The following is a 24,035-nucleotide window of genomic DNA, read 5'->3' as shown; positions in this document are numbered from 1 at the left end:
ATCGAGAGATGACTGTCTGAAATCATCCTGTTATCGGGGCCGTTTCCCATGCCGTTCATCATCGCAGAGGGATTACACGATTCGACCTGGCGGAAAACGCAGATCGAAACTGGCTGATCTTTTTTTAATTCGCACGCCCTAACCATCCTCGTCCGGGCACACTTTGGCTGCAAAAACATTGCTTCAAGTCGAAAAACGCTTTTGCCCACTGCTCACTCTTTCACCAGTAAAAGCTTGCATGGATTGACTTTATGGAAAGAGGCGACAAGAAGAAAATTCTTTCAGCTTTGCTTTGGGTAATTGTTCAGCCGTTGTCGCACTAGACGGTGGAATGGGTTCCCAATTGGCATTCCTGTTTTCGTCCGGACGAAAACTCTGCACTCCAATCCGTAAATCCCTTGCGGCTCCCACCATTTTCTTAATGACAGTAACGGATATCGGTTCGAATGCCCGTTGAAGGCATCCCAATAAAGCAAGATGCGAACTTTACATGATTCCAGTTTGCATGGCCCCTCTTTTTCAAGGAAAAAACGATGAAGCGCTCCCTATGCTTCGTGATAACTTTGGCCGTTTTATTCGGCACGCTGTCGACCAGTTTCGCCCAAACGGATGCTCCCCGACTTTATTGGGTTCAGCATTTCATGAAAGTCAATCCCGAGAATCGTTCGGATTACGAGCAACTGGAATCGAATGTCTGGAAACCGGTTCACGTTGAACGCAAGAAGAACGGAAAGCTTGTAGACTGGTTTTTTTTCAAGGTGATTTCTCCTTTCGGCACTGACTCCGAATACGATTACGTAACGGGGCAGATCTACAGCGATTTTGGCTCAATCAATTCAAGCCCAGGCGCTCAAGAATGGCAAGCTGCTCATCCGGAGGGACATCCTTTAGCTAAGCGAACGGGCGAACTGCGTCAGATCGTCAACAGCGCGATCCTCGTTGACAGCGGGTCCATTCCTAGCAACTTCCATCGGAACAATGTCAACAATGTTTTCTTCTGGAAAGTACCGAATGGCTTGGGCGGGGAATTTCTGTCACTGCGAAAAAACTATTTCCGCCCAGCAGCTCAGAACAGCATTGATCAAGGTAGGATCGAATCCTGGTACATCGGTAGAAAAATGTTTCCGGCCAATGCCGCCAATGACTACCACTTCCAGACCCACGATGTCTTCCACACCCTAAGTGACGTGGCAGCCGGCCACGGTTCAAACCTCAAATCGATTCCGGAACTGACGGACGATCAACGACAGCACATCATCAGCCGCATGGGCGCGACCAAGCAACTTCACAAGAGAGAGCTTTGGCAATTGCTGGACACCACCCAAGACCGCGGTGACGAAATCGATGGTGTCTATGCGAAGAACTTTGAGCCCACTGACGAGTTTACGATGCCGAAAGATTTCAGCAACGGCGTTTTCAAGATCATCTGCGATGGCGTTCGTCGAGTGATCCGAGTCGAAGATGGAGAGATCAAAAGCATCCACGGCGGACCAGCACGATTTGATGGCTCAACGATAAGGGAACAAGCGGCCTATGCGTCGAACGAAGAATGGCTTCCGAATCTACCGAGTTCAACAACCTACAACATCGAATCGAATGATGGTTCGTTCCACCAACTTGGCATCAAAGGTTCTGGAAAAAATGAAGATCTAGATGAAACTTGGGTTCGAATGCAACCGAACGACAGTGCCTTCGAGGCCATCGAGGGTGTCTGGCAAATAGAATTCCCCAACGGGAACATCAGCACCAAGATCAAAATCGACAACTTCTGGAACTGGGTCGTCGTCAATCCTAAAACCAATCAAGTGATGGAGTCGTTGGGTGGTTCGTACACGTTTGATGGTGACAACTACATCGAACACATCGACTTCCAACTAAACAATGCCGACAAATTGAACGGAAACTGGAAAGTAAGCACAGAATTGAGTGGCAACCAACTCATTCACAGCGGCAAACACGACGAACTCCCAGAAGGAATGAAAGAATTCTACGACGGAGATTTCCAGGAAATCTGGACCCGTGCCAAATAACTTCCTGCCCTTCTTCCGCCAGAGATCCTCTGGCGGAATGCATTGTTTCTGCGATCCACCGATCCACATCTTGATCCGCAAGATTTAGCGCAAGATTTAGCGCAAGATTCAGCGCAAGATTCAGCGCAAGATTCAAAGTGACAGGATGGACAAAAGAACACAACCTGGTCGTTTGCCTCCCAGGTTTTACTCCGAGCAAAGATCAAATACTCCGTATTCACCCGACGGCCATGCATGGCAGAGGGTGTAAAAACCGTTTTTCGCGTTACCGCGTCTCACAACATCTATTTTCAAGGATTCCATCAGCACAATGAGAACTTACACCACCACTCTGCTCGCCATGACCATTTTCGCGAGCTGCCACACGGACGTCTCGGCAGACCACCATTTAGCCAGCGATGCAAAGGTCGCAGGCGCAAAATTTGTCCCCGGTACTTGGTTACGCGAACAAATCACCCCCGAAGGCAAGGTGTACGCGATGACCAAAAAGATTGTGCCTCGAGACAAACCTTACCACTACGTCGAGACCATCACATCAAGCGTTGATGGAAAAGTAGTAAACAAATGGGAGCTTCGCTTTTCCGTCGAACCTGTCGTCGGAAAAGTGTTGAAATTCGTCGGCGAACAAAACAGAAGCATGGACCTGAAAACATCGACTTGGAGTGATTGGTCCGAAAACAAACTGCGTTATGTTTTTCAGCCCGACGAATTCTTCTGGAACGAAATCATGGGAGATCTCGACCACGGCAACAAGCGAAAGTTTCGCAGAATCAGCACGAAAGACGCACAAGCGTCCTACAAGGATCTTGCCAGAAGAAAGCTAAAGCAATTGGAAAGCATGATCGGCACCTGGGAAGGCACTGTCGAACAGCCAGCCAATGCGGCTTACGGTTTTCCGGCACACACGCAAGTGATTTCTCATCCCGTGCAATATTCAGAAGATGGGACAATGATTGTCTGGAACTGGAAATCGGATCTCTTGGAAGGCTACGGAGCGACCAGCTATGACGCCTACACCGGAGACATTGTTGTCAACTACCACACATCCACCGGGGTTCAGATGTCCGGAAAAATCATTTCGGCTCAGAACAACGTCTTCCTGTGGGAAAGAGAAGGACATACTCCAACCGGTGTGTTGCAGGAAAAGTGCTTGATCGACCTTTCAAAACCTGGAATTTTCCGCCATGCGATTCTCGATCGAACGCTCAATGGTGTGCCTCAACCGCAAGAACCGGAAATCATTCTTAAGAAAGCCAAATAAGCTGGTCAACAATCAGCAGGCCCCCATCCCATCGGTGGTGGATGGGGGCAAGAGCCAACCGTGCCTGCCCTCAGCTGGCTTCAATCACTCTTTCGGCCAATCTTGATCGCCCCGATTTCTCCGCCGACTCTCCGGCAAGCGGCTTCCACCTCCTCAAAACCCGTATCGACACGGGTGCAAAAGGAGGGGTCTCATGCGATTCACCGCTTTCATCTCAGCAAACAGGCAGCACGCGAAAGAGGAAAAGAGAGCACCCGTTCCGGAAAAAATCTCGGATCCGCCAGCCTCCTTCGATCTGACGGCAATCTGGTAGCAACCGTTGCCAAGTGGTAGCGGTCGGACAAAGCGTTTTTCCTACGAACGAATCAGGCGTCGTTAAACTCGATAATTTCGGGGGGATCGTGTCACAGGGATCATAAAACTTAGCCTCGATCACCAAAATTTCAGCTGCGAATTTTGTGGCAGCATTCGATTTGTGCAACACGGCATTTTGATGTTCAGGTAAAATAACGTCCGGAAAATCGCGGCTACTCGGATCGCAAAAACATCGATCGCCCCACTCACGTGAATCGCAGCCCAGCTCCAACGGGTCATTGCCTGTGGCTCAATTCAAAGAAAAACAGGCTGGCTGAGACAATCCCCCGCCCAGAAGAAAACGACTCTCAACCTTTGATATGGAATGATCCCACATTCCAACTGGAAAAAACGCATGCAGTTCGTTCGCCAAAACCGTTATTCATTGCTCGGGGCAAAGCTAGTCGTGCTGACAAGCCTCTTTGCGGTGTCACCGTCGACTCGCGGCGACGAGACAGAGTCACGAACATTACCACCTGCGGCCAAAAAAGTGATCAATTTCGCTGACGATATCAAGCCAATTCTCAAACGCAGTTGCACCAGCTGCCACGCCAATGGGAAACGAAAAGGCGGATTCAACATCGATCACATCCATACTTTCCTGGGGGGTGGCGATAGTGGACCCGCAGTCGTTTCGGGTAATAGTGCCGAGAGTCTTCTTTTTGAGTACCTGCTGACCAATGACGCTGATCTACGAATGCCTCTCAAGGGTAAACCGCTCACTCTGAACGAGATTGCTCTTCTGCGAGCTTGGATTGACCAAGGCGTGAAGTGGGAGAAAGGCTTCACGTTTGCGAAATTCCGTAATGCCCCGATGGCGCCCCGCGAAGTTATCCTCCCTACCAATCAAGAGCTCAATCCGATCGATCGCTTTATGGCTCCGTATTACGCGAAGCACCAAATCAATCCAGAGATGACGGTCAGCGATGCGGTTTTCGCACGTCGAGCTTTTCTAGATACGATTGGTTTACTGCCCACGCCCGAGGAATTCGAAGTCTTTCAAGCCGACCCACGATCAGATAAACGCTCCAAGCTAGTCACCGATCTGCTAGAAGACAAACAAAACTACAGTCAACACTGGCTTACCTTCTGGAGCGATTGCCTCCGCAACAGTTACACGCGGCAATATCACGGTGGAGGCGGAAAGCCGATAACAAGCTGGCTGACAAAGTCATTGATGGAAAACAAACCGTACGACCAATTCGTGCGTGAGTTGATTAATCCAGTTGACGGTTCGGACGGATTCATCAAAGGAATCGCCTGGCGTGGCACCGTGAACGCTTCGCAAGTCACCGAGATGCAGGCGGCACAAAACGTTGCTCAGGTTTTCCTTGGCTTGAACATCAAATGCGCCTCGTGTCACGATTCGTTCATCAACGAATGGACACTCGAACAGACCTACGCGCTCGCCTCGATTTTCTCTGAAAATCCCATGGAAGTTCATCGCTGTAATAAGCCGGTCGGACAACAGGCTGCACCCGCATTTCTTTATCCTCAGCTTGGTGAAATCGATCCTACTGCATCGCGGACGGATCGGATCAAACAACTGTCGAAAATCATCACCTCTTCGAAAAATGGACGACTCGCCCGCACCGCAGTTAATCGACTTTGGGCAATTTTCTTAGGACGTGGTCTTATCGAACCGGTTGACGAGATGGACAACCCTGCCTGGAACCAAGACTTACTGGACTGGCTCGCTGTCGACCTTGTCAATCACGGCTACGATTTAAAGCACACGATACGTTTAATCCTCACATCAAAGGCCTATCAACGACCTTCGGCACCACTCGAAGCGGACGAAGATAATTATGTCTTCGAGGGTCCGGTCGTCCGGCGACTATCTGCGGAACAATTTCTGGACGCGCTCGATCAAATAATTCTCGCCGCGGGACAAGTTGACTCGGAAGAAAAACTTCCAGAGCAATTCGACCGCAAAACAGCCCTCTTTGACAGTGGCCTGATGACAGGTGGATCAAAACAAGTCGACGTCAATATCTCGAACCAAGAGCGACTCATTCTCGTTGTTGAAGAAGGACAGCAAAGCACCAAAGACGACCACGCTAACTGGGTGGACCCGATCCTCCACGGTCCGGGTGAAAAGAAGACCCGTCTGACTGATCTCCCCTGGCTGACGGCTAGTTCTGGCTGGGGAAAAGTGACCCAAGACAAATCTGTCCTACAGTCTCCGCTCCATGTCGACGGTAACACCTACAGGTCTGGATTGGGCACTCACGCAGATTCAGTGATCGTTTTTGACATCACTGGGAAACGCTTTAATCGCTTCACGGCGACTGTGGGCCGTCACCACACCACGAATGGTCATGCGAAAGACCCAGCCGATCTAGAATTCATTGTTTACGGTCTCGGAGCCAAAAAACGCGCTGGCCTGCAGACGCTCAATCGCCTGATGACGACCTTGGGCAGACCGAAACGCGATGTCATCGTAACGAGGCGAGAGTCGACCGCGACGACCGCCCAACTTTTAGAATTATCCAACGGCAAAGCCGTTGCAGATTTAATGGCCCGAGGCGGCAAGGTCTGGGCAGCCTCCGGACACCAAGCCGAGTCGATCGTGGACCAGCTTTTCACGAACGCGTTGAGCCGATCCCCCTCCGACAGTGAAATGCAATTATCGCGTGAGATTGTCGGGAACCCCGTGTCGTCTGAAGGCATCGAAGATCTATTTTGGATTCTTGCGATGCATCCAGAGTTTCAACTGATTCACTAAGGACCACGAATTTACTCTTGAAGCCTGCCTGCTAAAATCAAGAGGATCAGAATTACCGTACAAGCCATCGTCCCATTTCGATAGCACGCAACCTTAAACCCTACCTTCTATTCACGACTTCCATTTGTTGCTCAAACCGGTTTCGGAACTCTTAAAATGACCAGTTCAATTGACCGCCGAGATTTTCTTTCTTCCGCTTCTGTGGCAACGCTTGGAGCACTTGCAGCGGGATATCCGACTCAATCGGCTAGCGCTCGAACAGAATCACTCCCGGCAACTGCTGATACAGTGATTGTCCTCTGGCTTGCCGGTGGAATGGCCAGCACCGACACGTTTGACCCCAAGCGTTACACGCCTTACGAGAAAGGGTTGGATCCCAACCGAGTTCTCTCTACATTTCCAGCAATTGACACTGCAATCGATGGAGTGCAGTTCACCGAAGGTTTAGACAAGATTGGTTCGGTGATCGATCGCGGAACGCTCATCAAAACCTACCGCGCCGCGGACCTTGGCTTCATTCTGCACAGCCGCCACCAATATCATTGGCACACCGCCTACGAGCCACCACTAACGGTAGCCGCTCCACACATCGGCTCATGGATCTCGCGCAGCGTGGGTCCGCTGAATCCAGATCTTCCGGCCTTCATCGACATTGGCCAAACGTTTGATAGTGGCGAGAAAGAATCGCTTAAGGCTTTCCACACAGCAGGCTTCCTCGGCAGTGAATTTGCCCCCTTCTTCCTTGTCGAACCCGATCAGGCAATTGAGGCCGTCAAACCACCAGTGGGAATGAGCGACGCCCGCTTCGCAAAGCGTTACAAGGCTTACAAGAAACTACTCGCGAATAACCCAATTCAACGCCACGGATCGGAGTACCAACGGGAATCATTGATCAAATCGGTCGACAATGCACACCGCCTGCTTTCAAGTCCCAAAGCGAGGCAGGCTTTCGATCTCAGCTTGGAGCCCAAGGAAAGTTATGAAACATATCAAGTCGGCGGTCGGTTCGGCCTCGGCTGTTTATTGGCGCGACGACTAACCGAAGCGGGGGCAAGATTCATCGAAGTCACGCATGGATACTATCCGTTCAAATATTGGGACACGCACGACAACGGCCACACGAGGATGAAAGAGCTTAAGACAATGATCGATGCGCCTATCGCCCAACTGGTGCTGGACCTCGAGGCGCGCAAGTTACTTGACAGAACACTCATTGTGGTTGCGAGTGAATTCAGCCGAGACATGATGATGGAAGGTAAACCGGAAAAGAAAGTCCAGGACCAGGTGCAAGTCCCGCCCAAAATCGACGGCCCGCAACATTATGGAATGCACCGTCACTTCACCGGTGCCGGCAGCGTCCTGATGTTTGGCGGCGGCGTAAAAAAAGGCTTCGTTTACGGTGAAACGGCGGATGAACGACCCTGTACCACCGTGAAAGATCCCGTTACCACCGAACAACTTCATGCCTCCATCTATCGCGCCCTGGGTATCCGACACGATCATCATTACAACGTTGAACAACGCCCCTTCTACGTCACCCCCGACGGAACAGCCGAACCGATTCAAGAGCTGTTTGGCTGAGCGGGACTCTTAGCCTTCTTGAATAACAACAGGACGGCAATCGATTGTTCAACCACTTTCCTGCTTGACCGTCAGCCGGTAAAAAACGGCCAATTCGCGCGGAAATCAGTGATCATCGTTTCCGCATTCGAAACAGATAGCGTCCGCCGCCGACCTGCAACACAACAGCCTCTCTCGTCTGATGTCCGCCTAAGACGCCAGGCCCGCCCGAAAGATAGCCCTTGTCTGACCAAATATCAGCACCAGCGAGTCCAATTGCCACTTGCTGAGAACCCAGCGTGGGAACATGAATCTGGGCGGTCGTATTGGTTGGAATTGTGACACGCAAGCGCAACCCGGTTTTGGTTCGTTCCCAACGCGTTTCGATACGACCGTGCATCGTCTCCACCCCCCCCTCGACCCAATCCAAATCGTCAACCACTCGAGGACGAATAATGACATCCTGAAAGCCCGGACTTCCCGGCGCAATTCCGGCAAGATATTTGTAGAAGAAGAGTTGTGAACTGCCAAATATTTTCGTGTTGAGGCTATAGCGTTCCGCCGTTGGTTCCTCCCATGTTTCCCAGAGCGTTGTAGCACCGTTAACTACTTGATGACCCCAGCTTGGAAAAGTCGTCTTCGTTGCAATGCCATACATCACTTCGGTTTCGCCAAGTTCAGGCAACACCTGTTCGAGGGCGTTCGTACCAACGATCCCCGTTGCCAGAGACCCTTGATGTTCTTCCATGATGTTATGAACAAGATTTTCTCGCACTCCCATAATCCGATCCTGAGGGACAAGACCAAGATAGAGTGCGACGGCATTCGCCGTTTGGCTTCCTCGTCCATAGTCGTTCGAATCGGAATCAAAAAATTCGCGGTTAAATGCATCTTTGATCCGATCCGAGTGGGTCTGATACTCTCCTGCCAGCGAGTCTTTCCCCAACACGCGAGCAATCTCTGCCAAAATCTTTGTTTCGTAAAAATAGTAGGCCGTGGAGGTGAGCGAACTGGGCGTCCGCCGTGGTCCTGACGAGGACCTACCGTCGGCTTGAGGTTCCATATGATCGCCAAGGCCGCCGTTCAAAATGCCGTTATCAGCTTTGCGCCGATGAAATTCAGCCAATGATCGCAGAGCGTCAAAGTGCTCAGCCAAAATGCGTTCATCACCGTAATACTGATAGAGATACCAAACAAACAATGGATAGCTTGAGTGCCACACTGGTACCCAGCTATAATTCCCGAAGGATCCGCGCCAAGGGTTGGGACAAGTAAAAGGAACCTCGCCGTTGGGTTTTTGTGCGTCCCGAATGTCTTCGAGCCATTTCGTCCAAAAGGGGGCCGTCCGAAAGTTGTACATGCAATCTTCGGCAATCATTCCTGGGTCGCCCAACCACGCCACGCGTTCCGCTCGATCCATGGCATCTTGCGGCTGACTTTGCAAACAACATGCGAAAGTTTGTTTCGCATAGTCATGGATACGATTGAGCAGTGGATTGGAACACCGAAAAGTTCCGGCGGACTCAGCATCGGTACGGACCATCCGACCCTCGACCGCAAGCAACTCGAAAAGCGCAGGATCCCCCGACACTTCGACATAACGAAATCCATGGAGTGTAAATCGCGGCTCCCAGCTCTCCTCCCCCTCCCCCTTTAAAATGTAAAGATCCGTTTGACGAGCCTCATGGGTCGGATGCATGTTACATCGGTCATCGAGGCGGCCATCGGCATGTAGGCCGCCCGCATGGCGTAAAGTCACCTTGGTGCCGCGATCACCTCGCACACGAATCCGGGTCCAACCACTTATGTTACGACCCATATCATAGATAAATTGACCCGCGCGAAGTTCATTCACTTTCACCGGTTGAATCGTCTCGACGACACGAATTGGTTCCAACATCTGCGAGACAAGTCGCCCATTGGGACCCTCAACAACCTGCGGCACAAGCCAGACCGTATCATCGAAGGCAACCTGATCCCAGTTAACGGACTCTTTGCGTGCGTCGTACGACTCACCATGCGAAAAGTCGTTATAAGTTACAGGCCCCGCTGCGACTCGCCATGTCTCGTCGCTTGCAAGTACTCGAGTTGTACCATCCTTCATCTCCAGCTGAATCTCAATACGTAAGTGCGGTGATTCAGCATAAGGCAGTCGATGATTTGGAGGCCCGGGTACATCGTCTTCGGCACTGTACCAGCCGTGTCCAAGCATCACTCCAATTGCATTTCGTCCATCAGATAAGAACGGAGTGATATCATGAGTCACATACAATACACGGGAGTCAATCTTGTAATCTTGATCGTGGTGATAATAGGTCGTACCTGGATCAAGCACGTGATCGCCCACCTTTTCTCCATTGACAGTTAATTCCGAGTAGCCAACTCTCGCGAAAAATACCGTCGCTCGACGAATACCACGATCGATCGTGAACGCTTTGCGAAATAAGGGGGATGACACTTTGGCATTCGGATGGGCTAACCACGAACCATGCCAATCATTCGGTTCGAGCAACCCCATCTGAAACTCTGCCGAGTCGGAGTAGTCGGATGGTCGGATGAAGTTTAAGGCAGCTACGGTTTGCTGATCGTAATAAGTTGGGTTCGCATAACGACCGTCATTGGCCGGTCCATTCCAAGCACGGACCTTCCAATAAGCAAGTTGCCCACTTTTCAATCTCTTTCCTTGGTAAGCCACGTGAACAGATTGATCAGAAACCACCTTACCGCTGTCCCAAAGGTCCGCTTGACTCCGACTTAGATTTTCCTCGCTCGTAGCCACCAAAACCTGATAAGCCGTCTGTTTTTGCCCCGGTCGAAAGGAAGAGAGCTGCCAACTGAATCGAGGCTCACCTGTATCGACTCCCCTCGGGTCGACCAAGTACTCACATCTCAAATCACCCACTTGAAGTGCGAATCGATCATGAATGGCCTTGTAAGGATTCACCGGTCGCCGGGTTGGATCGACATAGCGAGCCAAATCCTGCATCGCAATCACCGTACAACGGTGATCCTTCAAGAGTTGCATGTGCTGTTGAAAAACCTCGGGCGAAGTGCTGCAATGTGGATGAACATCAGGAACACCGTGATAGGTTAGAACAGCCACCTTGCCGTCTTTTGCGCCCCAAATGGCGTTCCGAAGATCGTTTAAATCTGTATCCGGACCGAAAACGACCGTGGACGGTATCAAAAACGGATGATCGACGAACGGATCATAGAACAAACCAGGCCCACCAAAATCCGTAAGCGGAAATTCTGGATCAACGCCTCGACGAGCGAATTGATAACCTAACTCGGAAAGCAGCTTCAAACTCTTTCTGTCGTGGTGTCCACCGGGGTATGCCATGCTGGCAGGTGGCGAAATACCTTGCTGACGCAGCAGCTCAGTGAGTTCTCTCAATTCACTTCTTACTTTATCTGCCTCCGAAGCAACGAGGTTGGGATGGTTCAACGTATGGTTGGCCACCTCGAAACCTCGTTACTGCAACTCTCGCATATCAGCCCAACTCAAGCGCGGGCCATTCCCATCAGCTTGCCCACGATTCACGAAAAAGGTTGCGTTAAAGCCAAGTCTTTCTAACAGGGGGGCAACAAAACGGATGTCCGATTTGTTACCATCGTCGAACGTCAGCACGATGAGCCTGTCAGGTATCGGTTTCTTTTCGGCTGACCTTAAGGTTTGCAGAAGCGATTGACTTGTCTTATCCGCAAGAATCCTGTACGCCGGAGCCGTCCAATGAAATCGATCGCCACGAGCGAGCTGTTTTTTCTCGACGAGCAGTGAGTAAAAATCATTTACTGGAACACTCATCTCAGCCATCACCTTGGCAGCCATTCGATTGTGTTCGACAATGATCGGATTGATTTCAGGTTCCAACTCCGTCGGACTGTCCTGCTTTGTAACGGGCGTACTACTCGCCCAAATCAATTTGGCGTTCGGCAATTTCGCTTTCAGGACCTGAACATAAGCCTTGGTGAGCGGCTCAAAGGTCCCGGGTTTGATGCGACCTTCGACCCAACCGTGCAACCCCATATTAAAATGCACGAAGTCATAGGGTCCTTGTTCCAGCACATCGGCCAACAGCTTATTCAGATGCTCAGACTGATGATGTGGATTGACCCACGCATCCACATAGGCCTGGCCTTCGAGATCTTTCGCAACGTGTTTGAAATAGCCAGCGAGAATCGAATCACCGATAAGTAACACGCGCGGTAAATCGGGATCGTTGATCCGCGCCTGATCGAGTCGCCAACCTTTACCCTCGGTAGAGAACCGCGGCCCATGATCAGCGATTCCAGGAGTCTTGGATTCATCGGCGGCAAACGTCGGGGCAAACAGTAAATGCATTGCGATGGCAACCATCACGTTTTTCATAACTTGGCAACTTTCATTTCGACTTCACCAGGATTTCACTCTCGATCTCGCAAGCTGTCCTACCGAATAAGCGACTCAGTAAAACCAACTCCTCACAACTTTGCCCAATCAGGACCAACAGGTCATTCGGGGCTGTTATCTTAGCTAAAGGTCGACCGCTCCGGACAACCGTCGCCCGAAAAAACCAGCCAGCGAAGCAAGAACCTGTGGGTTCTCGAAACCCTACGGGACAATCCCCATTGCCGGAAAGATTTGCATTCCACATTTGAATCTTCGACAATTCATTCTGGTCCTCTGAGATAACAATTCCGATTTCCGGGTTCCTAGAAAGTGTCAATAACTCATCCAAGGAGGAACGATGCTGAAACAATCCCCGATTTGGATCTTCCTGTTTCTGTCTCTGCTGGGGTGCAGCACCGACTCACCCAGTAACGTTCATGATCACCACGTGGCAACAACGGAGGCCCCCCCGAAGAAACGTGCCACCCCAACAGGATTGGGCGAAAACAAAACCGAACCGATCTCGGCAACAAAGGCACTCAAAACACTCGGCGCTGAGATCACTGTCAATGAAGAAGGACAAGTCATCGTGATTGGTTTGGGGAATGGCGACGCAAATTTGAAAGATGCGGATCTTGTTCACCTCCAGGATTTCGTCGATCTAGAAGTGCTCGCACTCAATGGGCCCGAAATCACGGACGCAGGACTAAGCTACCTGAAAGATCTGAAGCATCTCAAACATCTGGAACTCTACACACCCCAGATAACAGACGCGGGCTTACAGTCCTTGTCGCAACTCAAAGGACTCAACTCTCTATTTCTTGATGGTTCCAAGATCACCGATACGGGACTCGCCCAGCTAAAAGGCATGACGAAACTCGAAACCTTAAGCATCGTCGACACCTCAGTCACTCGCGCCGGGGTTGCGGATCTTCAGCAGACGCTTGGAAACTGTCACATTGTTGATTAGCTGTGATTTTTGAAAGAATGGATCAGTCCATCTAATCTGACTGGCAGCAGGCATTACGTTCATTGCCTCAGCACTGCCGTTATTTCACAACATGAATTCTGACGAGCGTTTAACGAGCTGGAAACTTTGGGTTTTGAGTCGGCGCTTTTGCGTCAACCCGTTTTCGCCACTGATTCAATTGGGCAAATAGGCGAGCTGTTTGTCCGGGACGTACGGCTGACAGGTCTTCTTGTTCCCCCGGATCCGTATTCAAATTATACAGTTCACGATGATCGTCTTCGTAAAAGTGAATCAGTTTCCAATCACCGTCACGTACAGCGCTGGCAGGAGTCATGCGAGGATAGTAGTGTGGAAAGTGCCAAAAGAGCGATCTGGACGGAAGCTTTTTGGTCACGTCATTTAGCAGCGGCACGAGACTGGTTCCATCCTGAGTCGATTTCACCTTCTCCGTTGTCTTTGTGTCATTTGCCGCTGCAACTTCAGCAACGTCACCTGCCAACATGTCGGAAAAGGTGTAAAACAAATCCTGTGACGTACAGAGTTCGTTGGTTTCCCCAACCGATGCTTCAGGCCAACGAATCAACAATGGAACACGAACACCACCTTCATAGAGAGTCCCTTTGCCCGAACGTAGCGGATAGTTGCTGGTAGGGACAATCGAACGTTGATCAAAATCGACACCGCCGTTATCACTGGTGAAGACGACGACAGTCCGTTCTGATAAGTTCAATTCGTCGAGTTTAGCCAGGACCCGTCCTACATTTTGGTCCATGCGATTGACCATCGCCGCGTAAGTGGGATCACGATGGTGCTGGCCCGCTCGCTGGGCTCGAAAACGATCGACCAGTGGCTTTGGTGCTTGAATGGGACTATGCACCGTGTAGTACCAGAGATTTAGGAAGAAGGGTCGATCGCGATTCGCCTGAATCACATCGATGGCTGCATCCGTAAGTCGATCTGGCAGATAGTCTCCCGGCTTTCCGAATGGCAGACCAGGGACGTATCGGATTTCAGGATCTTTCTCGTTCCATTTCCCAGAGAATGGAAAAAAGAAGGTGGACGGCGCGCCCCAGAATGTGCCGCCAATATTTCGATCAAAACCCTGCGTTTCTGGATAGTAAGCTGCGGTTCCCAGATGCCATTTTCCGATGTGCGCCGTAATATAACCGGCTTGGCGAAAACGCTCGGCTAACGTGATTTCCTCACGTGGAAGGTTAGCCACCGCCGTTGCGGGTAAGAGCATCCGATCATTGGGGCCACCTTGAACAGCCCCTTCGTGCCAGATTGTCATGTCGAGTCGGGCTGGGGACTTGCCCGTCATGATGGCCGCACGCGTGGGAGAACAGACGGGCGCAGCAGCATAGGCCGACCGAAAAAGCAAGCTCTGCTTCGCCAGACGATCGACATGTGGCGTCTGATAATAGTCACTTCCGCAGTAGCCCAGATCAGACCAACCCAAATCGTCGACCAAAATAAAGACAACATTCAGGGGCTCCGTCGTCGCTGCTGCTCTATCAGCTCCGAAACTGGGCTGGGCGAATGCGACAAGAACAATGAAGATTGCCAGGAATCGGTTGATCAAATTCGATATCATGCTAACTCTCAAGACAATTTTCGATTCCAACTCGTGCTTCAGCCACGACATAGCTCGAAACCAAGTCCATCGCGTATTTCCAAGGCGCGCTTGGTTCCGCTCATTCTAGCAAACAAATTGTTCATTACGGAAACGTTCAGGGGCCATGTCGAATCACTTTGACGTCGTTTTCCTGGTTCACCCCAGGTGTGCTTCGTCCTTGTCTGATGATTCGAGTGAGCAATTTTTGCATCTGAGTCACCCGTTGCGGTTCACGTGCCGCCAGATTGTTGGTTTCGCTCAGGTCCGTGGCCAAGTTATAAAGCTGGACCGACTGCGACGGATCTCCTCCCTTGCCCCAGCCACCCGAACCGGTTACCGGAATATACTTCCATTCTCTGAAACGCACGGCAGGAATACCGCGAATTGACGTACTCACCGCATGTTTACGTACCGCCCGATCTTCTCCTTCAAACAATGGTATCAGACTAAAACTGTCTTCCGCTTCGTCATCCGAAAGCTTCACTCCAAAAATCTCTGCGAAGGTGGCGATCAAATCCGCTTGGTGAATCAATTGCTGAGAAACCGTGCCAGCTTCGACCCTCCCCGGCCAACGCACAACGAAAGGAATTCGGTGACCTCCTTCCCATGCATCGGATTTGTAACCACGCAAGTTGCCACTCGGATAATGCCCCTTCGCTTCCAGTTCATTGACTCCGATGTAGTGCGCACAACCATTGTCACTCGTAAAAACAACCAACGTGTTGTTCATCGCACCCGTGGCTTCCAGCGCATCGAGTACTTGGCCGACAACGACATCTGTCTCCATGACCAAATCGGCATAGAGATTCAGCCCACTTTTCCCCTTCCATTCATCGTTCACAGACAGCGGTGTATGCGGGCTCGTCAATGGCATGTAGAGCAGAAAAGGTTCGGGCGTTTTGGCTTGATGACGAATGAAGGACACAGCACGGTCACTCAGCGCCGGCAAAATAGGCTCGAGCGTCCATCCTTTTAAAGCCGGCCCCTGTATGCTCGCTTGGTTCTTGCGAAACAAGACTGGTGAGGCGTATTCGCTGGGAATGCCAAGCGTGCGATCTTTTTCAATGAAACAATAAGGCGGCCAGTTGGGCACATCGGTGCCAAAATAGACGTCAAATCCAACCGCGGTGGGTCCACCCGGAATGGGCTGCGAAAACGTCTCAAGCCATGCAGTCCGGTGTTGGTCCGTTGCTTTTAAAAAATTATTGCCGTTGCGACCACCGCGCTTAAACAGTTTTTCTTTCCCGGCAGGGATCGGCCAGTCCCAGCCAAGATGCCACTTTCCGATACAAGCAGTGCGATAACCATTTTGCTTTGCCAGACTGGCAAGCGTTAGTCGGTCAGGCGGGATTAACGGTTCGCCCCACAGACCCACAATGCCGCTTTGCAAGCGAGACCTCCAGTGGTAACGGCCCGTCAAAATGGTGTATCGGGATGGCGAGCACACACCTGAAGAAGAATGCGCGTCGGTAAACCGTAGGCCCTGTGCGGCAAGCCGATCGATTTGAGGTGTGGGAATTTTTCCGCGATTCGGATTGTAGCACTGGACATCACCATAGCCGAGATCATCGGCATAGATCACCACGATATTGGGAAGTGCGCCCTCGACCTGCTGTGGCTGCAAGACAACTTGAGCAAGCAAAGCAGCCACCAATAATATCCAAATTGCTCGTCGATTCAGCGGACGGGTCATCGCTTACTGACCTCCCTTTGTTTTTATCGATCGGAGTCGATTCCCTAGCGCTTTCCGATGTAGCGTCATTTTGGTTGGGACAGACGGTAAAAGAAAACAATTTCTGGAGAAAATCACCGCGTCACACGAAGAAAAGCAGAAGCCCAATCAACGACGCTTTCCGCAGCCAAATTTCGACTCTAACTAAATTCTCGCCGATTCGTTTGCACTGCAAACGCGAAAGAAACTGCAACTTATGACTTGAGGCTGGGCAGCTAATTTCTGTCTGATTTACTTCGTTCCTGCAGCATTCTTTTCAATTCAGCGTCCACGTCTTCGTCCGATAAGGTGTCGATCGTCGTGCTTCTCCAGATTTTTGGAATTGGCTCCGCTGCCTGATCTTGGAGATTCAAAACAAGCTCGGCTTGGCGAGTTGGGGTTAGTGCCCCAAATAATTGGCTCATATCCAATTCGATTTCAAAGGTTCGACGAAGTTGACCGAGCAACTGGATTGCTTGCAAAGAATTTCCGCCTAACCGAAAGAAATTGGCATCAACGCTTACTTGCTCTAGCTCCAAAAGATCTTGCCACATCTTGGTGATGGTTGCTTCGGTGGAATTTCTCGGGGCGATAAATGCAGCCACTGTTGTGGGAACAGCGGGAAGTGCTAGTCGATCGATCTTGCCGTTAGCGGTTAAGGGGATCTGATCCAAAAGTTGAAAGTGTTGGGGCACCATGTATGCCGGGAGATGTTGGCTCAGAAATTGGTGAAGTTGCTGGTCCAGATTCCTCGTAGAAGTTTGCTGCGTCGCCATCCAGCGATCTGACCAAGCCGCTTCGATTGCTCCCCCTACCAAGCCATGGAGACAGCGATGGGAATCGGGTAACCGAGATTGCTCAAAACGCTTGCGAGCAAGGACGCCGGCGATTCCCAGACAATGCTGTATTCTGGGCAGGATCCGCACAAGTCATGAATCGTGTCCTTCCTGCGGAGGTGATCGAACTTTTTCTAGCCAAGGCAGCTGACTTGGAACCTGAAAATGCGGCATATCGAATTTCACTCTCCCGCCTGCAATTGAATCTCGGTGATTATGAAGCGGCCAGAACGTCGCTTGATATCGATATTTCGGGCATGCGTTGCTACGCAAATCTGCAGAGATTGAAATGTCTATTTGAAGAGTTATGTGATACCGAACGAGTCGAAGAATGCCATTACGAAATCTCAAAGTTGTATCACGAAGTGACTACTCGCCGAGGTTTCCCTGACTCATGGGACTAATTCGAAAATAGCTCGCAACCCCATCCGCAGATCCCGATTACAATCGCTTGAAGTGAAATCAGCATCATGCCACACGTTGTTTGCCAGCCTTGTCACAATTGCAAATACACCGACTGTGTCGTCGTATGCCCAGTTGAGTGCTTTTATGAAGATGAAAGCATGGTCTACATTCATCCGGATGAGTGTATTGATTGTGAAGCATGTACTATCGAATGTCCCGTGGAAGCGATCTTTCACGGCGATCGCGTTCCGGAGCAATGGCAAGAATACATCGACTTGAATGCCAAGTGCGCACCTGAATGCCAAGTGCGCACCTGAATGTGAAGTGCGCACCTGAATGTGAATTGATCACTGAGAAAAAACCACCAATCACCAATCAATGACCGTTCGATCCGTGTAGGCACATCGCAGGAGTCTACCAGCCAACCTGATCGCTCAATCATCCACTCAGCTCACAGAAAAGATTCTTCGCAATCATGCAGCGGTGCTCGAGAAATTCTGCGGGCAGACAAAGGACGACCGGCACGGACTAAGGACTGGATCGAATCCAAACGGGCTGAGTAAACGCGCCGTTCGTCGCGACATCCCAAACTTCGACGCGAATCCAGGCTTTTCCAGACACATCCGCATCCACCTGAAATCGATCTTCCCCATACGCCCCTGTTTCGGAAAGATCGATACGTTGACGTTTGACCTGTTCGCCATTGCCAGTGATGACTTCAGCGTACGACAAGGGGAACGTCCACTTCAAGTCAAGCTGCACCGACAACTTACCATCTTGAGGGATTGGTACGGATTCACCCGACTCGCGGTCACCGGCGGTGAATCGCGAAATCAGCACCTCTCCGGTCGTAACAAAAAACTGGCCATCGCGCAGTCCATCAAGAACGGACTGCCATCCGCTGGAGAACTCCGGGATCTTATCCATGCGGAGATAATTGACGTTCATGTGACCGTATAACTCGTGATCGGGCTCAATCTGAAAAACATCCACTTCGCCTAAAACGTACTTGGGTTCGCCCCAATTGGACATGTCGTCCAGTAGGTTGAGCACTCGCGATCCGAGACGAGGTTCCGAAAGATCGGCAGGCATCGGTTTCCAAGCTGCGCCAAGAAATCGATCGGATTGGAAAAACAGACGATCACGATAGCGATCTGGAAATCCCGTCGATCCCTTGATGCGCGGATGCGCTGTCCAGGCCAAACCTCCCTCCGATCGCAACAAACGCAGCACATCAGCCTCTGAGCCAACGTGGTACACCTTGCCAAGGTGTGGATCTTCTTTCACAAAGGGAGCCGACTCCGGGCGATTTAGCACCCAATAAACGGGCTGAGGAAAAAAGCTAATCCAGTGTCCACCCAGATGCACATTCGGCTCTTCACCAGGCAGAAGCAGGAAATTCCCATCGCTTAAACGTTGGCATTCCGCATGCAGGTGTTCCAGATGTTTCAGCCGTTCCGCTTCGTTCCTTCGTGGTGTATCGCCATAATGAAATTCGGCCAGATGCACGATGTCGATTCCCATCTCACGAAACACGCGCATGAATCCAGGATCCTGCAAGTCTGGTGGAATGCGATACTCGCTGCCGCTTGCTGTACGTCCGATGATTTCATCAACCTCGGCAGCAGATTCTTTCTGAGCCTTAATGATTTCACGCGTATGTTCAACATGATAGTGGCTCGAAAATACGCGGTGTCCCGGAATTGCTTCAAAACGGTCATCACGCGTGAGTCGGTTGACTTCTTTCAATGTCCCCTGAGCCGACTGATTTGAAAACAACAGAAACATTCCCAGCTCTTGTGACGTGTGGGGAGGAGCATTAAACCACGGGACGTATCGATCGTCTCCCTTCCAGTCATGGCGAATGCCAAAACCCATGGGGAGTCCCTGCCCTTCGTAATCCGGACCGACCCAAACGTTACTCAAGTTATCTGAAAAATCGAGTGGATAGAAGTAACGATGCGGCAGCGGAAACAATGCGATCGAGCCGCCCTGAAACTCTGCACAGATGGCGCGTTTACTGACGGGAAGGTTCTTTGCGACATCGAATGATGTGGCTGTTTCTCGTCGAAACACCCCCAAAGCGTCAAGCCATGCCATGTGCGCTGGCAACTTATCACGACAAACGAGTCCCATGTCATAAAGAAACGCGGTGGACTGCCTCTCGGTCTGCGCTACACACTCCTGCAGAACAAACGGGCTTCCAGCAAAGAAGGTCCAACGCAATACGCCACGAAAAGGTCCGGCTGTGACCTCGCCAATCGTGAATGTCGCGCGTTGTGCGTGGCTCGTCGCTATCGCACTTGTTCGATCGAGACGGGCGACGAATGATCGGTGAGGCTTTCTCTGCATACGATCGAAAAAGATCGTCCAACCTTCCCGCTTGGCAAGATCCCGATTCCCCACTCGCACTAAGACAAACGGATCAAGCCCCTCGGCAATCAATTCCGTTGGTTGACCTTCAGCTTTCAGCATAGCGATCGATCGAATGAGTGGAAGTTGCCGGTCGAGGTCAAATTCCAGTGTGCAATCACCCGCAGGACCGATCGGCCATACCACAGAAATCGTCGAATCACTCTGAGTAATCTTAATTTGGCAAGACGCATCATATTTTTCCGCTTGCAGTAACACCGACGTCTCACGTGCTGCAATGTTACTTGGCAAAGAAAAACAAATGAGTAACAGTGTCCATCCAGACAACTGCCCATGTTTCAGGAGTAACGTTCTCATGATCTCATCACACCTTGTCGCAAGTGGATCATCCGACTCAATTGGATTGTAAGCAAATCAATCCTTTCGCTCACCTAGAGATATCATACGGGCTCGAAGGTGCGCTCGATAGATAAAGGCGAAAATCCGTCTTCCTGGGCAAACTCCATGAACGCGAAATCACCTGCTTTCAACTGGGTTCGATTCAGCCTGTATCCCAAGAAGGCATCGCTAATAGATCGAGCCGTTGCGTGGCGGCACGCTCAAGTTCACGGAAAAAGTGGGGGGCATAATAATCAAAGTTGTCGATCGAAACCCTCGGTTCCACCGCTAGGCGATCTACGATGCCATCACATCGTTCTTCGTTGATCGCCCCAACACTCATCAATCAAGCGACTTCCCTTAACCTCTCATGAGGATTCTTAATCAGCTGCTCGCACGTGCAGTAAAGTGGCGGTCGTATTTTCCCGGGAAAGCCAAGCACTCACTTGTCGACAAGGCAATTCCAGATGTGAATTTCTCGATAGGCAAACTTGCGCCGCACCTGCAAACTCAACTGGTCAGGATGATTCCTGGCGTCGAGGTGGAAGTTCAAGCAAATCGAATGAAACCGTGTGCGATACTGGGTCAAGTAGCGTTCATCCCTTCATACCGGAATCCCAGGGGAATATCGCAACTCAAAGTCATGGTTCTTCGCAAACCTGCAGGCCGGGTTAACCCAGGGGAACATCGCAACCGCACCATTGCAAATTATTAGCATCGCAGTAATCCAATGCCTTCCCAAATACCTCCTGGCAAAAAGATAAACGATTGCGTGACCGCGACGCGGGTACGAAACCCCGTGCACTCGCTTCATTTCAATCATCGCTTGATTCATGTATCCAGGTAGTGCTTGGATCCTGCCGGCGATGCTCCTAAATCCGCCGTGAATTCGCGCTCGGTTATCTAGCCGAGTCCCCCATCCTCAAGCATCCTCAAGCATCCTCAAGCGCTGAAGGAAACAACACTGGTGCAATCGAGTCATTCCACGGGTAACAGATTTATTTGAGAAACGGTCGTGTCAAAATAATCGCGAATGACTTGCGTCTCCAACGAATTCAGGAGTTTTTGATGAACCTCGAATTGCAACTCCTACACCATCCCGTTATGCGACGTATCCAACATAGTAGGATGCAAGAGATAAGAAGGCGGAAAGCCGCTAAGCAATATCAAGTCACAAAATAAAAGTCGTTTCACACCCGGTCGTTTGATATACTCAACGCCACCATCATACGCTTGTGATGCCCTCGGAAACAAAACAATGTGTAGATTTCCCTTGTTGCAAACGCGCAACACCGCACGACATGGATCAGCCGCTATGGGTCTCTTGTTGACGATCTCCATCTGGTTGTCCTCCAGCTCACCGGTGCTGGCGAATGAGAACGCATTTCCAACAGCCCCCGAAAATTGGATTAATTCAGCTCCAATCAGTCAGCAGGGATTGGTAAATAAGGGAGCCTTTCTTTGGTTTTTCGAGGAGACATGACCCGGATGTCGCACAAAGTGGGCCGGGCTGCTCACGACAGCAAATGAATATCGGGACGAACCGATTGTTTTTATCGCGGTCGTTTCTGGTAAAGATCGATCTGAAGTTGAAAAGTACGTGAGAAACACCAAGATTACTTGGCCCGTGATCGTGGATGAAGACCGTCGATTCGAGCAAAGAATGGGAGTACCCGAGATCAGTCTGCAGAATATACATCAAGCAAGAATCATCACGAGCGATGGCAAAATGGAGCAAGGTTCTTCTGGAAATTTCGCAGGAAGTATCAAGGCTGCCTTGCAGGGCGCAACCTGGAAAATCGATCCTTCTCGAGTTCCGCAAGGGCTCCATGACAAATGGAAGTCGTACGAATTCAGCGACTTATCCGCGAAAGAGGCGAACACAAAATTCCATGCAGCCGTCATGAATGCTTTAAAAAACGACGAATCTCGTTTTTGGTCTTTAGGAGAAAAAGGGAACCGAGCAGGCGCTTATACTGCCTTCTTGCAAATGAAGAAACGATTTGAAGGTCAATACAAGCTCGCCCCAAAAGTCATCAAGGCTGGACTCTGGCTGGAAAAGCGTCCAGAGCTCAAGACACTCGTAGCGCAAAACCGACAAAAAGCTTTGCTTGCGGAACAAGCGAGGGAAACGGAAAAGCAAGCAAAGCAAGCCGACAAAGCATTTCGGTACGCAAAGGAACTTGCTGCTGCCGGCAGCGGCGAGAGAAAACGCGCAAGAATCGTGCTGCGACGAATCGTCAAAAGCTATCCCGAGACGGATGCTGCCCGACAAGCCCAAGCGTTGCTTGAACAGATCACAAAACGATAGAAGCCTTTTTTCCTGCTGCAAACTTGCTTGCAGGCAATTCGCTCTTAGTCATCAGCCCGCTGCGTCGCGTGCGTCTTTTCTTGCTCGGTCAGTGCTGCCAGATGCTCTTCGATCCGAGCAAGCTTTTTGCGTACAGATTCCAATTCCAACTCTTCGTTAACTTGCGTCGGTGCCAAGAACCATACGGCCACGAACCCAGTCAAGGCACCGAAGAGCGCTACGCCGGCCGTCATGACGACCACCCCCACTAACCGCCCCCCACCCGTCACAGGATAGATTTCGCCATACCCCACCGTTGTGATCGTCGTTACAGCCCACCACAGAGCGTCTTCCGGAGTAATAATTTTTGCACCATCGGCTCCTCGCTCAAAATAAAGGATCGAAATACTCGCGTAGACAACAACGATAAAAGCAATCAGTGCCGCCGCTGCAAACGTTGATTCAGCCCGGCGACTCAGTGCATGTTGAATGATCAATTTCGTTGATTTGACACCGCGTAACAGCCGCAAAATCCGAATGACTCTCGAAAATCGTCCCCAGCGCAATGGGCCGAGCAAAGGGACGCTAGAAATCAGATCAATGAATCCCCATTCTCGCGTCAAATAGTTGAACTTGCTCTCCGCCTTTGTAAAGCGAATCAAAAAGTCGATCAGAAAAAAGAAGCAAACCACCGTATCAACATAATTCAAAATCTTTGAGGTGGAAGCATCCAGTCGAAAGAAAGTCATGGCAGCCAGAGTCACCAAGACATAAATGCAAATGCACAACATAAACAGGTCATAGATGCCGGCCTGTTTGGATCGCGAGAAACCGTCTGATGAAGCTGAAATTGGTCTGTGCAAGCTGGCGTCCAACCTTCAAAAACAACCCGGGGCGTTTAGATTACCCCCATACCTTAAAACGCAACCCGCATGGAGACAATCGCAGGGTGACAAAACCACGTTTTTTTCCCATCTGCCGCTGCTCGATCCGCCAGATTCCAAGCCGGATGTCAACCGATCAAGATACAAACAAGACATTCCTGATGCGGCCAGTCGTGCATCCGACGAAATGACATCTCGCAAACGATTCAGATACGCAGAGTAAGCCTAATCGCTAATAAGTAGGGAAAGCGTTCCACCGTTTTCACCA

At 50.7% G+C, this 24,035-nt stretch carries 14 protein-coding genes and 1 pseudogene; 7 read left to right on the top strand and 8 right to left on the bottom strand.

Annotated features, from left to right (window positions below; genetic code table 11):
- Nucleotides 1-533 precede the first annotated feature (533 nt).
- The 4 genes from P8N76_19090 to P8N76_19075 all read left to right on the top strand — a co-directional run bounded on the left by P8N76_19090 (nt 534) and on the right by P8N76_19075 (nt 7,954).
- Nucleotides 534-2,030: a hypothetical protein gene (locus tag P8N76_19090; GenBank protein ID MDG2383786.1), complete on the top strand. Its 1,497-nt coding sequence runs from the start codon at nt 534-536 to the stop codon at nt 2,028-2,030.
- Nucleotides 2,031-2,340: 310 nt separating this feature from the next.
- Complete coding sequence (locus tag P8N76_19085) at nt 2,341-3,291, top strand: hypothetical protein (GenBank protein ID MDG2383785.1); 951 nt, start codon at nt 2,341-2,343, stop codon at nt 3,289-3,291.
- Between the two features lie 709 nt (nt 3,292-4,000).
- Nucleotides 4,001-6,373 (top strand): DUF1549 domain-containing protein, encoded by a 2,373-nt coding sequence (locus tag P8N76_19080; protein ID MDG2383784.1) that lies wholly within the window; start codon nt 4,001-4,003, stop codon nt 6,371-6,373.
- Nucleotides 6,374-6,529: 156 nt separating this feature from the next.
- Nucleotides 6,530-7,954, top strand: a complete 1,425-nt coding sequence (locus tag P8N76_19075) for a DUF1501 domain-containing protein (GenBank protein ID MDG2383783.1) — start codon at nt 6,530-6,532, stop codon at nt 7,952-7,954.
- Nucleotides 7,955-8,066: 112 nt separating this feature from the next.
- On the opposite strand, the gene P8N76_19070 is transcribed toward P8N76_19075, so the two are convergent.
- Together P8N76_19070 and P8N76_19065 are read right to left on the bottom strand one after the other, a co-directional pair.
- Nucleotides 8,067-9,476: an alpha-L-rhamnosidase C-terminal domain-containing protein gene (locus P8N76_19070; protein ID MDG2383782.1), complete on the bottom strand. Its 1,410-nt coding sequence runs from the start codon at nt 9,474-9,476 to the stop codon at nt 8,067-8,069.
- A 12-nt stretch (nt 9,477-9,488) separates the two neighbouring features.
- A pseudogene (locus P8N76_19065) lies at nt 9,489-11,741 on the bottom strand (family 78 glycoside hydrolase catalytic domain).
- A 922-nt stretch (nt 11,742-12,663) separates the two neighbouring features.
- Here P8N76_19065 and P8N76_19060 point away from each other — a divergent pair.
- Nucleotides 12,664-13,275 carry a hypothetical protein gene (locus tag P8N76_19060; protein MDG2383781.1) on the top strand — a complete coding sequence of 204 codons (612 nt, stop codon included), beginning with the start codon at nt 12,664-12,666 and terminating at the stop codon, nt 13,273-13,275.
- A 109-nt stretch (nt 13,276-13,384) separates the two neighbouring features.
- On the opposite strand, the gene P8N76_19055 is transcribed toward P8N76_19060, so the two are convergent.
- The 3 genes from P8N76_19055 to P8N76_19045 form a co-directional block, all read right to left on the bottom strand.
- A complete protein-coding gene (locus P8N76_19055) occupies nt 13,385-14,869 on the bottom strand; it encodes a sulfatase (GenBank protein ID MDG2383780.1) in 1,485 nt (494 codons plus the stop codon).
- A 136-nt stretch (nt 14,870-15,005) separates the two neighbouring features.
- Nucleotides 15,006-16,583 carry an arylsulfatase gene (locus tag P8N76_19050; protein ID MDG2383779.1) on the bottom strand — a complete coding sequence of 526 codons (1,578 nt, stop codon included), beginning with the start codon at nt 16,581-16,583 and terminating at the stop codon, nt 15,006-15,008.
- Nucleotides 16,584-16,837: 254 nt separating this feature from the next.
- Complete coding sequence (locus P8N76_19045) at nt 16,838-17,527, bottom strand: phosphopantetheine-binding protein (protein ID MDG2383778.1); 690 nt, start codon at nt 17,525-17,527, stop codon at nt 16,838-16,840.
- 5 nt (nt 17,528-17,532) lie between these two features.
- On the opposite strand from P8N76_19045, the gene P8N76_19040 reads away from it, so the two are divergent.
- A complete protein-coding gene (locus P8N76_19040; protein ID MDG2383777.1) occupies nt 17,533-17,841 on the top strand; it encodes a hypothetical protein in 309 nt (102 codons plus the stop codon).
- A 529-nt stretch (nt 17,842-18,370) separates the two neighbouring features.
- Here P8N76_19040 and P8N76_19035 read toward each other — a convergent pair.
- Both P8N76_19035 and P8N76_19030 read right to left on the bottom strand, forming a co-directional pair.
- Complete coding sequence (locus P8N76_19035; protein MDG2383776.1) at nt 18,371-20,572, bottom strand: hypothetical protein; 2,202 nt, start codon at nt 20,570-20,572, stop codon at nt 18,371-18,373.
- 184 nt (nt 20,573-20,756) lie between these two features.
- Nucleotides 20,757-20,936, bottom strand: coding sequence for a hypothetical protein (locus P8N76_19030; protein MDG2383775.1), 180 nt, complete (start codon nt 20,934-20,936; stop codon nt 20,757-20,759).
- Nucleotides 20,937-22,193: 1,257 nt separating this feature from the next.
- Here P8N76_19030 and P8N76_19025 point away from each other — a divergent pair.
- Entirely contained in the window at nt 22,194-22,904 is a 711-nt protein-coding gene (locus tag P8N76_19025) for a hypothetical protein (GenBank protein ID MDG2383774.1), read from the top strand.
- Between the two features lie 44 nt (nt 22,905-22,948).
- Here the strand turns inward: P8N76_19025 and P8N76_19020 are convergent, their stop codons facing one another.
- Nucleotides 22,949-23,746, bottom strand: a complete 798-nt coding sequence (locus P8N76_19020) for a potassium channel family protein (protein MDG2383773.1) — start codon at nt 23,744-23,746, stop codon at nt 22,949-22,951.
- Nucleotides 23,747-24,035 lie beyond the last annotated feature (289 nt).

Source organism: Pirellulaceae bacterium (assembly GCA_029243025.1).
GTDB lineage: Bacteria > Planctomycetota > Planctomycetia > Pirellulales > Pirellulaceae.
This window is presented reverse-complemented; position numbering and strand designations above follow the sequence as displayed.

Coding starts and splice junctions, on each gene's coding strand:
- P8N76_19090 (MDG2383786.1), top strand. CDS start 534: ATGAAGCGCTCCCTATGCTTCGTGATAACTTTGGCCGTTTTATTCGGC.
- P8N76_19085 (MDG2383785.1), top strand. CDS start 2,341: ATGAGAACTTACACCACCACTCTGCTCGCCATGACCATTTTCGCGAGC.
- P8N76_19080 (MDG2383784.1), top strand. CDS start 4,001: ATGCAGTTCGTTCGCCAAAACCGTTATTCATTGCTCGGGGCAAAGCTA.
- P8N76_19075 (MDG2383783.1), top strand. CDS start 6,530: ATGACCAGTTCAATTGACCGCCGAGATTTTCTTTCTTCCGCTTCTGTG.
- P8N76_19070 (MDG2383782.1), bottom strand. CDS start 9,476: ATGGTCCGTACCGATGCTGAGTCCGCCGGAACTTTTCGGTGTTCCAAT.
- P8N76_19060 (MDG2383781.1), top strand. CDS start 12,664: ATGCTGAAACAATCCCCGATTTGGATCTTCCTGTTTCTGTCTCTGCTG.
- P8N76_19055 (MDG2383780.1), bottom strand. CDS start 14,869: ATGATATCGAATTTGATCAACCGATTCCTGGCAATCTTCATTGTTCTT.
- P8N76_19050 (MDG2383779.1), bottom strand. CDS start 16,583: ATGACCCGTCCGCTGAATCGACGAGCAATTTGGATATTATTGGTGGCT.
- P8N76_19040 (MDG2383777.1), top strand. CDS start 17,533: ATGAATCGTGTCCTTCCTGCGGAGGTGATCGAACTTTTTCTAGCCAAG.
- P8N76_19035 (MDG2383776.1), bottom strand. CDS start 20,572: ATGAGAACGTTACTCCTGAAACATGGGCAGTTGTCTGGATGGACACTG.
- P8N76_19030 (MDG2383775.1), bottom strand. CDS start 20,936: ATGAGTGTTGGGGCGATCAACGAAGAACGATGTGATGGCATCGTAGAT.